Origin of the sequence: Butyrivibrio sp. DSM 10294 (assembly GCF_028539135.1) — a bacterium.
Lineage (GTDB): Bacteria > Bacillota > Clostridia > Lachnospirales > Lachnospiraceae > Butyrivibrio.
Map to the genome: position 1 here is coordinate 93,154 of NZ_JANSWL010000049.1, position 15,696 is coordinate 108,849.

The window sequence follows — 15,696 nt, forward strand, 5'->3', positions numbered from 1 at the left end:
TTGAATGATTGCGGAATATCTTTATTCTTCTACAGCTCATTCTTCGCATAGCTGTTGAACATTCTAAAGAACGTATCAACAGGCATGAACACATAACCTTCATTCTTACCGTCAAAGGTTATCTGCTGAGTAACTGCTCCGGTCTTTTCATCGTAGACAGCCTCATTGGTTCCGATTCCCCATGGATTTCTCAGCACAATTGTCTTTTCGCCATTGATCATTCTGGTTCCTACGACCGCATAAGCGTGTCTTATATATACACCCTTCTCGTTATCTTCCGACTTAAGGCCGCTTCCCTCAATGGTATCGAAACCGTCTTTTGTTGACGCTGTGAGTACATAATTTTTAAAGCCCTTGTTGAGCTCATCAGCTTCACTGATGAATGCCTCCTGAGCTTTGGTGTACTCCATTTTTCCCTTTTTCAGCTGACCTTCATATTCATCATTTACTTCTTCGTTAAAAATTCTCTTAGTGCCTCTTTTTCCTGTGATGAATCTTGCAAAGGATGCCGGGTCACCTCCCGATATCAGTTCATAGCTTACCTGACCATCCTTTTCCAACATAGCTATAAGATCGCTCTTATCTTTGATACTATCCTTGATTTCCTTGCCTTCCTGCTTATAAAGGTCCTTAATGATCCCTGATGCAACAATGGCCTTTTCCAGCATCTGGATCCACAATGCGCCCCTTACATAATAATCCTTTTCAATATCTTCTCCCGCACGTTTGTACACGGGAACGGTCTTTTTAACCGTCACATACTTATCACCATTATCAGTACAGAATTTGACGGTTACGGTATCTCCATTATCCTTCATCATGTTTTTGATGACACTGGGCCTCATATCTACAATGGCCGCGATAGTGGAAAGAGCATAGCAGTCACCTACCTGACCCTGAGCCATATCGTTGACAGAAGGTTCATGGGCAAAGAGCGGGTACTTGCTCATATCTTTCCACTCAAGATCCTTCTTTTCAGTGATCTTAAGCTCCACAGTGTCAGTTTTACATTTCTTGAAGGCCTCATCTGAAACAACATAAGGCACTATGCCATCAGGGACTTGCAGATTTCCATCTTTTAAGGTAAGACATTTTTTAATAAGAGGTTCAAGGATACTTCTCTGCTTTTTAAGATGCGCATCTTTGGTTTTCTCGGGGATTTTGGCCAGTTCCTTCTCTGCCAGCTTAAGACCCTTAAGCATAAGCTCTCCCTCTTCAAGAAACTTCGCGTTATCAAATCCCGCTTCGGTGCTTGCAATGGTAAGGCTTTTATTTACTCTTACATCCATTCCGGCGTAATCATCAAAAGCCTTGATGGCATCCTTGAAGTCCTGGGACACCTCAAACTTGCCTTCATTAATCCTCTTAAGCGTCTTTGCCGTGATACTACTGATATCGCCCTTTATCTTCATCTTGACTCTATCAGAGGCGCATTTGAAGTTACTGCGGCTTTCCTTTATTGCCTTGATCTTGTCCTTGGCCTTCTGAACCCTTTGCTGCTGTGCGGGGCTTACGATCAGGTCTTTTTTCTCCTCCTTGATCTGTTCCTGCTCCCTGACCTGTTCCTGGTTCTGGTCCTGCTCTTCCAGGGTCTTTATTGAACTGAGAAACTCCGGCTCTACCAGTCCCAGACTCTTACCGGCAATGATCTGCCTCTTCAGGGCTCTGGTGTAGGTTCCTTCGCCGTCCCTGACCTTCTTCACCTGAAGATCTGCCAGTTTTTCTTTTGAGCCCACTACCAGATAATGGGTATCTTCCTTGCCCCAGCGTTTATACTTCTTAAGATTATTCTCCTCATTCTTTATGGCATCCAGCCGCTTGTCTTCATCCTTTTTGTCTCTCCTCTTCCTCCAGCCATTCTCATCCGTCATGTCCCTTCGGAAAGCATTCTGAAGCGCAGTAAGCCTCTGGGTAAAGGCATCTTTATCCTGCTGAGTAAGTTGTATCTCGTTCTCCGTAAAGCTCTCAAAAAAAACTTCCGGCGTAAGAGCCATTATCTTATCAGCCACCGTTCTGTCATAGACCTCGATATTAAGATCACCCTTTTCATCCAGAACTGAAGATTCTATTCCCTCGTCCTCACCGCCTTGCAGCTGCTTTTCCTGTTTGCCAAAATAGCCGTCGTTACTGATGTTGCATACGGATTTTATGAATATTACCGGCTCACCGGTGAGTGCCTGGGTTCTGGCGTTGTATTTTATGGTATCAAGTCTTCTTTTTTTCTTCCCAAAAAGAGTATCCATGATGCGGATGGTTGTCAGCTGTCTGAGGGCAACGTCAGAATATACGATATTCATATTGTTTTCATTGGCAGCATCCAGGATCTCTTTGGCACTCTTGTACTCAAGGGGCCCATTACCATGACCTTCCACCCTCTCATCGATCCTGCTTTTATAGGCAAGACCGGTTTTGACCTCGCCGTTTATCTTTCTGAGCTGTGCCTGCCTGTAATCCCGAAGCATAGAGACATCGCCGCCGGCCAGCTCTATTATGTTCTTATAACTGTTCTCTCTAAGATCCTCCTTACTCTCCAGGAAGGTAACGTCTTTTTCTCCGTCTTCGGACTCAATCCTTTTACCTTCCCCCGTTTTCACTTCCCTCATTTTGCTGATATCATTGCCAAAAAGCATGTCTGCCCAGGTGCCGCTTCCACCACTCATCTTGAGACGATCCGCGAAGCTTATGCTGCCCAGATAGGTTATCATACGGGCTGCGTTATCATTTATCCTGCAGCAGAGATCTACTTTCCTGACTCCGCTTTCAAAAGAAGGATCGTTATCCTTAAGGTAAAACTTGCACCATTCCTGCATTCGGCCATATACCTTGATCAGATAAGCCTTATCGGCATTAAAGTTCTGTTCATTGTTGCCAACCTTTGTATTTAACTGTTTCTTAAGATTATCACGGCATTTTTTACTGCTATAGAAGCCGGAGGATTCGGAAATAATGTTATAGAACTCCTCTTCCAGACCTTTGCTCTGCTTTCGAAGAAGCATCTGATCTGTCTTTGCGATCTCACCGTCATCCTTCTCCAACATCATATCGGAATTACGCAAAACCATGCTAAGAGCCTGCTTCTTATTGTCATTTACAAGCTTTTCATACTTCTTCTGATCCAGTGATCCCACAAATTCATAGCAGTTTTCTGCTGATGCCAGGATATTTCCAACAGACTCATATCTATCGCCATACTCATGTTTGTCATCGTGGGACTTTCTGTACCTTCTGCAGGCTTCAACAAGGCTCCCCAGTGACTCCGCCATCTGATATTTGAATTCATGATAGCCAAGCTTAAAAGCTGAGCCGGAGGTGATCTTTCTAAACTCGTCTATATGTCTTTTGACAAGCTTCATCTCTATACTGTTGGTTCCAAAGAAGTTCCCGTGCTCCTCCAGATCATTAAAGTTCTTGAAAAGACTGCCGAAGGAAGCTCCGCAGTTTTTGGCGTTCAGGCTGTATACTCCAAAGCCGTTTACTCCGAAATAGCTCATCTTCTTTACTGATTTATCAAGAAGCTTTCTCTGTTCTTCTTTGGTAAGAACGGTCTTGGATTTGTTAAAAAGCTGTTTGGAAGCATTGGACTTAACCTTAGTGATCGCTTTTGCCACGCCGTTTCTGTCCTTCTGCTTTACTCCCGACACCTCCATCAGTTTGGCTGCCAAAACTGTGCTGTTCATGATCTTTTCTGCCAGCTGCTTTGTGGAATCCGGAGTTGTTTCATCCACTTCCAGAGTAAGCTCCTCGTCGTAGTGAGTGGAATATTCCATGTCAGTGACAACTTCCTTGCGGCTCACATAATAGGCGGAGATGAGCCTTAGCTTTTCCAGGTGTTCCTGTATGACTTTGGCGGTGTTTTCATTAATCTCTTCAAAATAGTTTTTTCCATATCTTTCAAGCATGTTCTCATAGGCATAAACCTGTCCTGTTATGGCCTCCAGTTTTTCGGCATTTCCGGCCATGAGCACATCACTGTCAAGCCTTATTGAAGGGATATCTATGGCAAAAAGAGCTTTTGTCATAAGTCCAAGAGCCACCTTCATATCCTGACCTTCAGGAGCACCCTCACCATTTACAGAGGTTCCCAGAGCGCTGTCAAGAAGACTCTTCTTGTCCTGTGCGGAAAACTCCTGCTCGTTTGCGCCCATAAACATGGCAAGATCTCTGTATACTTCTCCATCCTCGCAAGGGACATTCCTTCCGGTCATCATCTTTTCCATTCTGTCGAGGCATTGTCTGGAATTTCTGTTTACAGCCTCTTTTATCATGATTGCATTCTTTTTCTTCTGGAAAAGGGCAGACTTGTGGTTCTCCATCTTTTCGAGTCTTTTCTGGATATTCAGCTTCTCGTTGAAGCGCTTGCCGTATTCGGTGGTGTAAGCAGCCAGAGTTGGCATATGTACAAGCTTTCGTGACGCACTTTTAGTACGCCCTGTGGCCTGCAGTGCTTTTTTTAGCCATGCGTTTTCACCGGGCTGAAGGTTTTTAATCCTTATGTCCTTTACCTTCGATTCCTGATAATGGTCTACCTGTTCAACGGGCGATGCATTTATCACCTGGGGGTCCTTGTGCTTTTCCTTGTTGATCTTGCCATGTCCCATCATATATTTGTCCTCGCTTTACTGCCATAGCAGCAATTCAAAAATGCAGATTGAAATAATAACACTCGGTGAATTTTACTGAAGAATAGGCGGTAAGCTTTGCCATAATTGCCTTTGCATTGGAAGAAGAAAAATCGGCAATAATCCACTCATCATAGGTTCCTGACTCTTTTGCATTAATAACCGCTTTTCTGATAAGCGCATACAATATCTGGATCTTTTGGGCTCCGCTGGCCTCTAAGGTCTCCAGCGAAAGCTTCCCGTCAACCGGGTGCAACAGGATCATTCCCCTTCCCGATGCATTATCAACGGCTATGATACTTACATTCTCGTTGTAATACTCCTTTTCTTTCACCGGCAAAAAAAATCTCTCGCTCGCCGGAAGGCTTCTGAGGGGAATCGATCTGACACTTTTTATCTCCGGTCCCAGTGATGAAAGATCAAATTTCTCTATATTTGCTATCTGTACGTTAAGTTCGTCGGATTCATCCACAAATCCGGCTTTATCCAGTATTTTTCGCAGATAAGCGTTTTCAGGATTGCCGATGAAACAGCACCCTATGCTCTTTGCTCCCAGGTCATAGGCGGTTTCCAGAAAAAAACGCATAAGCTCGCTGCCGGCTCCTTTGTTTCTGAAGTCACTCGCTACATAAATATAAGTCAATATGAGCCTGTTATCCGGCTCAGCCTCGGCCCTTAACACTCCGCAGGCCGTTCCGCTGCCCTTTTCGATAACGCCGATAACAAGATCATCCTCTGTTGGTCTGATATCCAAAATGGGCATAAAAAAGCTTAAGTTGCTATCATTTACCAGGGTTCCCTGCATGTTTACACCTCTTTACTCTGCGCCAAAGAATTCTTCCAAAAATTCCATGACTTCTCTTTCGAAAGCTGCTGCCATATCACCAAATACCCTGCCGTCAATGTTATCTCCGCTGTCAATGGTGCAGGCGTGGAAGGTTATCACAGGGCTGTCCCCATCGTCGATTATTCCAAGGTCATCCATTCCGATAAAACTCCTGGTATAGGAATGATCCCGGTTAAATTCTTCCGAAAGTTCCAGGGCCTTCTTTTTGTCAGCCTTTTCATAGGGAATATCTGCCCTGAAGTGAAGAAGATACTCATCTCCGTAGAGATTCTCATAGGCTGCGACAAAGGTCATATCCCCATCAACCACTAGAATATAGGGAATATTCGCGATATCCACAGCCAGATCCTCCGCGCCGGCCCTGGTCAGAATATCTGCCAGCATATTTGTCTTGGGAAGGAGCCTTACTGCTGCTTCCGGTGCATTCTCATCTTCATCAAGGTCCTGTACCATCTCCGGAAGGGGATAGACCTCCAGGGTCTTACCGGATAAAAGAAGCTTAGCATAGCGCTTTATTGTACCTGCCCGCCCCTGCTTATCCGGAAGAGGCGTCAGTAAGCTCACAGCCTGAATATCCTCAGGCGCTGCCTTGTCCCCTTTGGTGGTCTCTGCAGTAAGGCATAGAAAGTCCTTGTCATCCCCTTCCATAAGGCTAAGGACAACTCTTCCTATTCCTTCAAAAAACACAAGAAGAGCCGGCAGCCCGTCTCTGTCCATGGACAGCTCGGCTGTGGCTCCTTCTTTGATAAGTTCGTTCTTAAAGACTTCAAGTTCTGATAAAAGATGCTCGTTCATGCTGTTTACCTCGTTGGTCGAAAGTTGGTATTATCAGTTCTAAACAAACTCTTAAACGATTTAGTATTTATATTATACTAGCATTTTGTGATTTGAGGCAATGGGTGGGGACAGGAGAAGACAAGGGGACGGTTCAAATGAGTCAATGGGGACGGTTCTTTCTGACTCACGAAGCGAGTCACAAAGAACCGTCCCCATTGACTCATTTGAACCGTCCCCTTGTCTTCTCCCGTCCCATGTCTCACACGAACAACTTAACTTTCACAAAGCACCTGCCCTTCCTTGTCGTTCCCGACTGGCCAAGGTAAATAAACTTCCCATGCCCTCGGACCGACACCCGGGCGCCTTCCTTGAGGTCATACCCGCCGCTGTAGGCTGTGCGGCCGTCGATGAACACCGACTCGGACTCGATAAGTCTCTGGGCTTCGGACCTCGAGAGATTGTAGACGAAAGCCAAAATGGCATCAATTCTCTCGGAGGCAACGCTTCCGCTCTTTTCCTCAAAGGCAGGGCGGATAGTACATTCCGCAGGGTTAACGATCTCACATTTAACTGAGGTGTGCCTGATCCTGATCAGCTCCTTGCAGATCATCTCAGACATCTCCTCTGTGACAAAGAAATAGGCTTCCTTCTCCCCTGTCAGAATATCTCCTATCTGATCCCTCTCAATTCCTAGATTCATCAGTGCTCCCAGATAGTCTCTGTGGGTCAGGTCATCTGAGAACTTGGCATTGACCGGAAGAACATGGATGCACTTAAGCACCGTTCCCTCCGCATTTTCTGCCATCAGGAACCCCTCTTCATCCAGATACTCCGGCAGGAAACACACCATTGCCCTCTCGGCATCTTCGAAACCGCCGTAGACCACATATCTTGCGCCGCAGTATTCATGCACATTTGAAGATATGCCTTCGCTGGCAAGGATCTGATAAAAGGTGGCCAGCTCCGATACGGACAAAAAGTCCGTATGGGTCACAAAATTATTCATATACGCTCTTGTGGCCAGGTCTTTGACCCGGCCACCAAGAAAATCTCTAGTTTTTTCTTCCATTGTAATTCCTTAATTGCTCTTATATATGTTCATTTACAGCTTGGACAGAACTGCCTTATAATCCAGCTCTTTTCCGTTAAGGACCGCTTCTCTCAGGTTATCATCGACATCATAGGCCATCTTCAGGGAAAAGAAGTTCTTGCTCTCCTCAAGAAGAAGGAAGAATATCTTATCTCCTTCCCAGATGTTAAGGTCGTAGACATCACTTTTTTTGACCCATTCCAATCTCCCCTCGTCGCATTCCTTGGGCTCTCCCTCGGGGCATTTGGCGGTAAAAAGAGACATCAGCTCATAGTCTCCCTTGTCGGAGATAAAGGTGATGACCGACCTGTACTCCAGGTCTTCCAGGGGAATGTCAAAGCCGGTCTCCTCGAAGATCTCTCGCTTTGCACATTCCTCGGGGCTCTCGTCATCCTCAAAATGACCGCCTACGCCGATCCACTTGTCCTTGTTTATGTCATTCTTTTTGCTTATCCTGTGCATCATCAGGTATTTGTCGTCCCTCTCAAGGTAAATGAGGGTGGTAAGTCCTGTTCGTCTCATAATCAGCTCCTATCAGTTCTTCAAGAACGGTGTCCAATAGCTCTGGTCATAGGTATCTGTGAAGCAGTAAGCCGTAAGGACAGGGCCGTCTCCCACAGATACATTGCTGATCGTAAGAAGCTTCATCTCTTTGTCCAGAGTCATGGGATCTCCCAGGTAATAGGAGTCCTTGTAATTTCTGTTGTAATCATAGTAGTCGCAGATAAAGTCGATCTTATCGCCGATCTCAAGCTCTGTCACATTCTTGGCAACAGTCTCTGTCTCGCCGTCTTTGTAATCATAATTGGCGCCTGCCACATATCCGTCCTCGTTCTCTGAGTCAAAAACAAGGATGAGATTAGCTCTGTTTCCGTTGATGAAGCAGGGAACTCTGCCGGTGATGGCATAGCTGTCATCCTCAGCCTGAACATCGATAACATAATAAGCAACCACCTGACCGTCGATGGCAAGCCAGGTTCTGTCTGTAGGAGCAAGAAGGTTACCGGCCTCATCATACTCAAAGGTATTATCAAGTCCCAGGTCCACGTAGCCTTCGCCGTCATCATAGAACATGTTGAGTGTAAGGTTACTTACCTGCTTCCACTGCTCTTCGGTAAGAGTTATGGCATATTGCCCGTCCTCGTTCTTAGCCCACATAAGAGCTGAGGCGTCAAACTGATTGTCAGCTATATATTTAGCAGCTGTGTCCACATCAAGGCCTTTACCAAGGAAAGAAGTATTGGAAGCGTTAAGGCCTGAAATACTGCTAAAGTCGCTGGAAAGGAAGGTGTTAAGGAGCTGTCCGATAAGCTCTGCGGAGGAGCCACCTGCAGAACCCTCGCTTCCTGTGTAGTCTCCGAAAAGAGATCCCATAGGAGATGCGGTCTGGCTGCCTCCTGATGCCACCTGGCCCGCAACGTTCATGGATGCGAACTGCTGAATACATTTAGCGTAGTCATCATCCATTCCGATGGCCTCATAGGTGTCAACCATGCTGTCTACCTTGCCAAGCTTCTTGCTGGGGAAGTAGATTGAAAGACCATATGCGTTGGTCATATTGGAGCTTGTTCTGTTGTATTTGATGGCGCTCTTAAGAGCATCTGCCAGTTCCTTGGACTCTGTTGTATCCATTCTGATGGCAAAGTCCACAAGGTCCACCTGGTCGATTCTTGAAGATGCCGCAAATTCTCTTGTTGAGCTGCGGGCTGTTGAAACAGCCGCATACTGGTTGTTCTGAATCTTTTCCGAAGTATCCTTGGAGAAATCCGCCAGCTCCGAAGGTACTGTCTGTGACAGCTCAGCCAGATCTATCAATGAAAGAGTGGTCTTCTGTCCGGCGCAGCTCTGTGCGCATGCGTTGGTAAAAGAGTCGATGATGTTCTTGCCGATCTCCAATGTCTCCATGGAGGTGTTGCGGCCAAGGGCTGTGAGCCAGTCTGTGTAATACCAGCCAACACCGGGTTCTGTCTCTTCCGATGCCACGAGATAATCCGCGTAATTGGAAACAAGAAGGGCATTCTCAACTGTTGCCATAAGGCAGGTGTCAAAGCCCACAAAATCAAAGGTAACTCCGCCGTCCTTAAGAGCTGTGTTGATGCCTGCAAGAGACATTGCGCCGGCTGTTGCGAACTTCTCATCGTAGCCGTAACCTCCTGCTGATCCGCCGCCGTGATCCCAGAAAATAAGGTCTGTTCTGTCTGCGGGGAAGTTCTGGGCTGTCCACTTGATAAAGCCTGAAAGAGTATCGGGCTTGGTCATTGGAACGCTTCCCAGATTGTCCTTCAAAAGAACGAGCTGTCCGTTCTTAACCTGATATATCTGATTGGTGGAGCTGGATACCACATTGTTCTGCCAGCTCTTGGCACCGCCGGTGTAGATAATAAGGTTGATCTTATCTCCAAGGTCCGCGCGAAGCATCTCCTGAATATCCTTGGTTGCCATTCCGCTTCTGGACTCAAGGTCTGCGCCGCACATATATACCATGATGGTTACTGTATCTTCGCCGTTTCCCTTGATAACGGTGCGCTTGGCTCTTGCACCCTCGGCAACGGTAGTATCAAGCTTACCTGTATTGCTCTCGCTGCTCCAGCTTGCAGAGCTAAGACCCTCACTTCCGTAGGGGCTGTATCCCCCGAGAAGGCTTCCCAGAAGTGATCCTCCTGCTGAACCAAGCTGTGATCCTGCAGATGAACCTGATGTAGTTGTGGTAGTTGTCTGCTGAGTCTGAGTGCCGGTATACTGCTGCGCTGTCTCTGTATCAGAATAGCTGCTGCCGCCTCCTCCAAGAAGTGAGCCGATTCCGCCTCCACCTCCAAGAAGTAGGATAGCAATAACTATTATCATAAACAGAGGGCTGCGTCCGCCTGATCTCTGGGGACCGCTGCTACCGCCCGAAGGGCCGTTACTGCTTGAATAACCGGTGCTGCTGCCTACCGGTCCTGTTCCGAGCCCGTCTCCGCGCTTATTTACGCCGGAGCCTCCCTCTGTCACATTCTTTTTTCTTCCAACAGGTCTGTTTTCCATACAACACCTCCCAAATATCGCGAATTTTCCGTATTTTCGCCATCTTTCTCTATATTAGCACTATAGGGGACGATTCTACAACTTCTAACGGTAATCTTACGAGTTCACAATTTGTTGACGGGAACCGGCCTTTTAAACGGTTGAAATACGGTTGAATTTGTAGTACATTATACTTATAAAGTAGCGTTTTTCATCAAAAAAAGGTTTGAAATCGGAGATATAATATGACAATCGATGAGATGAAACAGAGAAAAAAAGAGCTTGGTTTCAGCTTCAAAATGCTTTCGGAGCTGTCAGGAGTTCCTCTTGGCACAGTGCAAAAAATATTTAATGGTGAAACCAAGGCCCCTCGCTATGAGACAATTGAGAAGCTATCCAGGATTCTTATGCCCAAACCCGCCAGCTATCTTAAGTACATTGATGCAGAGCTCCTTTCACCCGGTGGTGTCATGGAAGAGCCCGCTGTTTATAATGGCAATGGACGTACTATCGACCTTGAGCACTTTGGCGGCAAAGTTCAGGGAGAGTATACCATAGAGGATTACTATGCTCTTCCCAATGATGTAAGAGTTGAACTTATAGATGGCTATTTCTATTACATGACTGCGTCAATGACCAGGCATCAACTCTTTGTCGGCGAACTGTTCAGAGCTATCAGCAATTATATCAGAGACAATAAGGGCAAATGCATCCCCTTTATGGCTCCCACCGACGTACAGCTTGATTGCGATAACAAAACCATTGTACAGCCTGATATATTTATATTGTGTAATCCTGACAAACTAACTGAGAAGAACCTGTTTGGCAATCCCGACTTTATCATTGAGGTCTTGTCACCCTCCACCTCCAGAAAGGATCGCTACATTAAGACCAGGAAATATAAGGACGCAGGAGTCCGTGAATACTGGCTCGTAGACCCCTGGAAAAAGAATGTACTGGTCTATATCTTTGATGCTAAGGGGAATGATGACGACATCGCAATATATGGTTTTGACAAGCAAGTGCCGGTAGGTATTTATGATGGCAAGCTTAAGATTGATTTCAGAGATATAGATGAATATATTGAGCAAGTATATGGGAAAAGCTGAGCTATGAGTCAAAGGGGGCGGTTCTTTGTGACTCGCTTCGTGAGTCACAAAGAACCGTCCCCATTGACTCATTTGAACCGTCCCTATTGAATCACTCAAGAACGATTATTTTATGGAATCAGCACTCCGTCAGCATCGAAGCTATGCTTCTTGCCCCACTTCGTGATAGTCTCGGATCTTGCCAATGTTCCGTCACCTTTTACATAGTATTTGTTTCCGTCCACTGTTACCCAGTCATTCTTAACCTGATGTCCCTTCTCATTGAAGTAGTAGGTTGCCCCGTCAATATCAACAAAACCTGTCTGCATTACTCCATTCTCGTCAAAATAGTAGGTGCAGGTCCACTTGCTGAGCCATCCTGTCACTCTGATGCTGTCTGCTCCGAAGTAATACTTCTTGCCATCTTCCTCGTAGAAAGTACTCTTCTGAAGTGTACCATTCTTACTAAAGAGTCGGTATTCCCCCTCAACCTTGTGCATACCGGTGACCTTCTCGCCGTCCTTTGTATAATAGCAGGTTGAGCCCCACTTTGTTACCCAGGTGCCACCTTCGATATTCTCAGGATCCTCAGGTTCTTCAGGCTCCTCAGGCTCTTCCGGTTCTTCAGCATTACCGGGCATTTTGGTTTTATAGAATTCGGTAATCAAATCTCCGTAATAGTCACATGCAGCGACCTCGACCTCATATTCGCCCGGCTCAAGTCCAAATCCCTTTACAGCATCGGCAAAATTCAGCATATTAGTCCTGACAAGCCCTCTTTTGCCTCCAACCGTTATTGCATAGCCCCTTGCTTCTTCAGGCGCATCCCAGGTCAGAATATCGCCGTCTTTCTTCACATTGGTAAGTGAAGGAAGCTCACCTATCCATCTTTCAGGAGATCTGAAGACCATGCCCAGAACATCGCCATTTTTCTTATGATGTATCTGTGTGCGCTCCCATTCTGCTCCGTCTACGATGAGCTTGAAGTCTTCATCCATTTTGTATGTGTCCTCGTACTCTGTATAGACATTGATCGCAACGTCATACTTATACAACCCCGGAATAAAAGATTCCTTGGAAAACGTATTGAATGTCCCCCAGTTAAGAGACTCCCACATATAACCAACGATCTGAAGCTGCTTTGGTCCGTCAAATGTAAGGTTCTGCCTACTTTCGCCTAATACAAGGACCTCATCCATATCCGATGTCACTTCAACAGTCGTGAAAAATTCAGGCTGAGGTTCCGGTTCATAGTATACATAATCAAACGCATAAGGTGATGATATAATCTCTCCATCAGCATTCATCGCAACAATGTGAACCAGATAATTAACTCCATCTTCAAGGCCAAAGCCCTTTCCCAATTCCTGAAGATCTGCCGAAGTCTCATCAGTCATAGTGGTGTTGCCTCCAAGCCATACAATATAGCAGGCAGCACCGTCAAAAGCATCCCAGCTTACGATGTTTCCATCAAGATGCCCATTCTCAATAGGCGGCAGATCATCATAAGCATCTTCAAGCTCCGCTTCTTCATCGAAAGAAAGCTCTGCAGCAGTAAATTCTTCGAACAGTCCTGCATCTTCCTCCTCAAGAAGGACCACTTCTTCATCATCAAAAAAGTCTTCTGCAGCAAAAGAAGCTACAGGCTGCAATATCATACCTGCACTAACTGCTATAGCCATTACTCTCATCAGTAATTTATTGCTCATAACATTCGCCTTTCCGGTGTAAATCACCTGTGAAGTGCTCCAATCATGGAATCAATACTCCGTCTGCATCAAAGCTGTACTTCTTGCCCCACTTCTTGATGGTCTCTGACTTTGCCAAAGTTCCATCAGCTTTAACATAGTATTTGTCTGCACCTACAGTGATCCATGAGTTCCTTTGCTCATGTCCCTTCTCATTGAAGTAGTAGGTTGCCCCGTCAATATCAACAAAACCTGTCTTCATCACTCCGTCCTCATCAAAATAGTAGGTGCATGTCCACTTGGTAAGCAACCCTGTAACTCTGGTTCCGTCAGCTCCGAAGTAATACTTCTTGCCATCCTCTTCATAGAAAGTATTCTTCTGAAGTGTGCCATTTTTGCTAAAGAGATAGTAAGCTCCGTCTATCTTCTGAATACCGGTAGCCTTCTCACCATTTTCTTTTGCAAAATAGGTTGCACCCCACTTGGTGGTCCAGGTGCCCTGAATCTCCTCGGGATCTTCAGGCTTGTCAGCCTTTATCTCGATTACTCCTGTTTGGTATATTGCCTGGATCAATCCTTCCCCCACCGTGGTTCCGGGGGAGACCATTGTACATTCCAGTCCGTCGATAATAACTTTTGTTTCTTCTGTGATTCGATGAGAATATACGTAATCATTCTGCAAGCTCACTACGAATCTGAAACAATATTCTCCTTCGCCTAGGGTATCGCCAAAGGCATACAGGTTAGTCCAGGTGTCTCCATCCTTCTTCAGCGCATCCATTGTAGAAAAATATACTAATCCGTCATTATCGGTAATTGTTGGAGCCCTGTAAGTAGCACCTTTTACAAAAATCTCGGAGATATTGCCGGTTGCATTGATTTTCTCAATAACAACTCTGTTTTCCTCATCGATTACAGTATCTCCCCTGGAAACGAAAACTCCATCATCTGTTGCATTCCATCGTAATCCGTCTACGACCAGCTTCATATATTGGTCAAACTCATAGAGGTCCTTATGTTCATCGTCAATATCCAGAGTCACCTCATAGTACCAGCCGCCGCCACTAAAGGCGTCCTCAGTGGCTTCTACTTTTTGCCCGCCATTTGCATACTTGAGCCATCTGCCGCCTGTAACTACAACGCCTTGGTCTCCCTCAATTGTGAAAGTAGGAGTTGTCAAAGGTGCACCAAATTTGATGATATCAGCCATATTACTGGTGGCTGTTATACTTGTAATTTTAGTCTTCTGGGCAGGAGCCGGCTTTCCATATACCCATGGTACTTCTGCTGTCTTGGAATGCTCAAAGCCCCCAATATCCATGAAGTCTACCGCCGTAATCTTAACCGTATATGAACCATAGGGCACATCGTAGAACTCGCAGAACTCCACAAGATCGAAGGGCATAAAGTACTTAACAACTTCTCTTGTATCACCAATTTCAATACGATAGAAGCCCCAGTCTCCGAGCTTATCCCAATACAGCTGGTTATCAGATATATACACCCCTGTAATCTCCGGAAGCTCTTCAATAAGTGTCCCCTCTACCATATATTCCGGTGATACAAATTCATAGCCTGAAGAACCGCCAATGCTAAAAATGCGCTTCCATTGTATGCCGTTAACTTCCAGCTTCAAATTATTATCAAGCACATGGGTAACCTTGTATTCATCGGCAACGTCTACTTCCACATCATACTGGTATATACCGGGAGTAAATCTTCCTTGTGCTACCTCCCATTCGCCCTCATCGACCTTATGCATCCATGTGCCGGAAAAAACAACCACATCTCCTTCTGTTATGTTAAAAGTCGGCTCCCCGATAGGTGCTTTTTCAATGGTAAGCTCCTCAATATTGCTTGTAGCTATGACTTTTTCGATATTAATCTGCTTACCTGGGGTCGGCGTTTCTACTACCGTAACAGCAGGCGAGGCAAATTCCAAAGCCTTGAGCTCAAAATTTTCGTCATAATGAGCTGTGTACACATTCCACTGCTCATCATTAACAGTCAGCTGGAAATCATTATCTAATCTCCATAAAGACTTGCACTCCTCTTTGACAGATACCACTACAATAGCTCTATATCTTCCGGCAAAGAAATGCTCGTCAGGATAATCTGCCCATCCGGCCTTTCCATCCTCCTGCCAGCCCGCGAAATAGTAATCAAGAATAGGACTACTAGTCTCAATACTCAGGTTCGGACAGATATCGCCAACTTTATAGTAGTCTGCCATCCTGATACTGATGGAGTCTTCTCTGATCCACCTTACCTTTGCAAAAGGGGGTTCCTCTCCATCATCCAGTAATTCAGCCTCCGGTAACATTTCTAATTCGGGCGCTTCCTCTAATTCAGGTATTTCTTCCAATTCCGGTACTTCTTCTGTGGCTTCATCTATGACTGCATCCGCCAAAGGTTCCTCTGCGTATGCCGTCATGGGCTGAAGTACAAGCCCTGCGCACATAGTTAGTGCCAATAATCTTGCCAATAACTTTTTACTCATAGTTTCCCACCTTTCTCATAGAAAAACAGTTTCAGACATACTAAAAGCCACTGCAAAAAAATTTTACAGTGGCCGTAATAAATT

9 protein-coding genes are annotated in these 15,696 nt (G+C 45.6%); 1 reads left to right on the top strand and 8 read right to left on the bottom strand.

Annotated features, from left to right (window positions below; genetic code table 11):
• Positions 1-29 precede the first annotated feature (29 nt).
• The 6 genes from NXH67_RS04405 to NXH67_RS04430 form a co-directional block, all read right to left on the bottom strand.
• Positions 30-4,601, bottom strand: coding sequence for a C2 family cysteine protease (locus NXH67_RS04405; RefSeq protein ID WP_272796543.1), 4,572 nt, complete (start codon positions 4,599-4,601; stop codon positions 30-32).
• A 34-nt stretch (positions 4,602-4,635) separates the two neighbouring features.
• Positions 4,636-5,424, bottom strand: a complete 789-nt coding sequence (locus NXH67_RS04410) for a GNAT family N-acetyltransferase (RefSeq protein WP_272796544.1) — start codon at positions 5,422-5,424, stop codon at positions 4,636-4,638.
• Positions 5,425-5,436: 12 nt separating this feature from the next.
• A complete protein-coding gene (locus NXH67_RS04415; protein WP_272796546.1) occupies positions 5,437-6,261 on the bottom strand; it encodes a hypothetical protein in 825 nt (274 codons plus the stop codon).
• Between the two features lie 241 nt (positions 6,262-6,502).
• Positions 6,503-7,312: a YlmH/Sll1252 family protein gene (locus tag NXH67_RS04420; RefSeq protein ID WP_022777438.1), complete on the bottom strand. Its 810-nt coding sequence runs from the start codon at positions 7,310-7,312 to the stop codon at positions 6,503-6,505.
• 33 nt (positions 7,313-7,345) lie between these two features.
• Positions 7,346-7,855, bottom strand: a complete 510-nt coding sequence (locus NXH67_RS04425) for an NUDIX hydrolase (RefSeq protein WP_022777437.1) — start codon at positions 7,853-7,855, stop codon at positions 7,346-7,348.
• 12 nt (positions 7,856-7,867) lie between these two features.
• Complete coding sequence (locus tag NXH67_RS04430; RefSeq protein WP_272796547.1) at positions 7,868-10,357, bottom strand: clostripain-related cysteine peptidase; 2,490 nt, start codon at positions 10,355-10,357, stop codon at positions 7,868-7,870.
• 224 nt (positions 10,358-10,581) lie between these two features.
• Between NXH67_RS04430 and NXH67_RS04435 the strand changes: the two genes are divergently transcribed.
• On the top strand, positions 10,582-11,445 hold the full coding sequence (locus NXH67_RS04435) for a Uma2 family endonuclease (protein ID WP_272796548.1): 864 nt from the start codon (positions 10,582-10,584) through the stop codon (positions 11,443-11,445).
• Between the two features lie 110 nt (positions 11,446-11,555).
• Here NXH67_RS04435 and NXH67_RS04440 read toward each other — a convergent pair whose 3' ends face one another.
• Both NXH67_RS04440 and NXH67_RS04445 read right to left on the bottom strand, forming a co-directional pair.
• On the bottom strand, positions 11,556-13,133 hold the full coding sequence (locus NXH67_RS04440) for an N-acetylmuramoyl-L-alanine amidase family protein (protein ID WP_272796549.1): 1,578 nt from the start codon (positions 13,131-13,133) through the stop codon (positions 11,556-11,558).
• Positions 13,134-13,176: 43 nt separating this feature from the next.
• Positions 13,177-15,612, bottom strand: a complete 2,436-nt coding sequence (locus NXH67_RS04445) for an N-acetylmuramoyl-L-alanine amidase family protein (protein ID WP_272796550.1) — start codon at positions 15,610-15,612, stop codon at positions 13,177-13,179.
• Positions 15,613-15,696 lie beyond the last annotated feature (84 nt).

What these genes read in the sequence shown, in the direction of transcription:
- NXH67_RS04405 (WP_272796543.1), bottom strand. Translation starts at nt 4,601, where the DNA reads ATGATGGGACATGGCAAGATCAACAAGGAAAAGCACAAGGACCCCCAG.
- NXH67_RS04410 (WP_272796544.1), bottom strand. Translation starts at nt 5,424, where the DNA reads ATGCAGGGAACCCTGGTAAATGATAGCAACTTAAGCTTTTTTATGCCC.
- NXH67_RS04415 (WP_272796546.1), bottom strand. Translation starts at nt 6,261, where the DNA reads ATGAACGAGCATCTTTTATCAGAACTTGAAGTCTTTAAGAACGAACTT.
- NXH67_RS04420 (WP_022777438.1), bottom strand. Translation starts at nt 7,312, where the DNA reads ATGGAAGAAAAAACTAGAGATTTTCTTGGTGGCCGGGTCAAAGACCTG.
- NXH67_RS04425 (WP_022777437.1), bottom strand. Translation starts at nt 7,855, where the DNA reads ATGAGACGAACAGGACTTACCACCCTCATTTACCTTGAGAGGGACGAC.
- NXH67_RS04430 (WP_272796547.1), bottom strand. Translation starts at nt 10,357, where the DNA reads ATGGAAAACAGACCTGTTGGAAGAAAAAAGAATGTGACAGAGGGAGGC.
- NXH67_RS04435 (WP_272796548.1), top strand. Translation starts at nt 10,582, where the DNA reads ATGACAATCGATGAGATGAAACAGAGAAAAAAAGAGCTTGGTTTCAGC.
- NXH67_RS04440 (WP_272796549.1), bottom strand. Translation starts at nt 13,133, where the DNA reads ATGAGCAATAAATTACTGATGAGAGTAATGGCTATAGCAGTTAGTGCA.
- NXH67_RS04445 (WP_272796550.1), bottom strand. Translation starts at nt 15,612, where the DNA reads ATGAGTAAAAAGTTATTGGCAAGATTATTGGCACTAACTATGTGCGCA.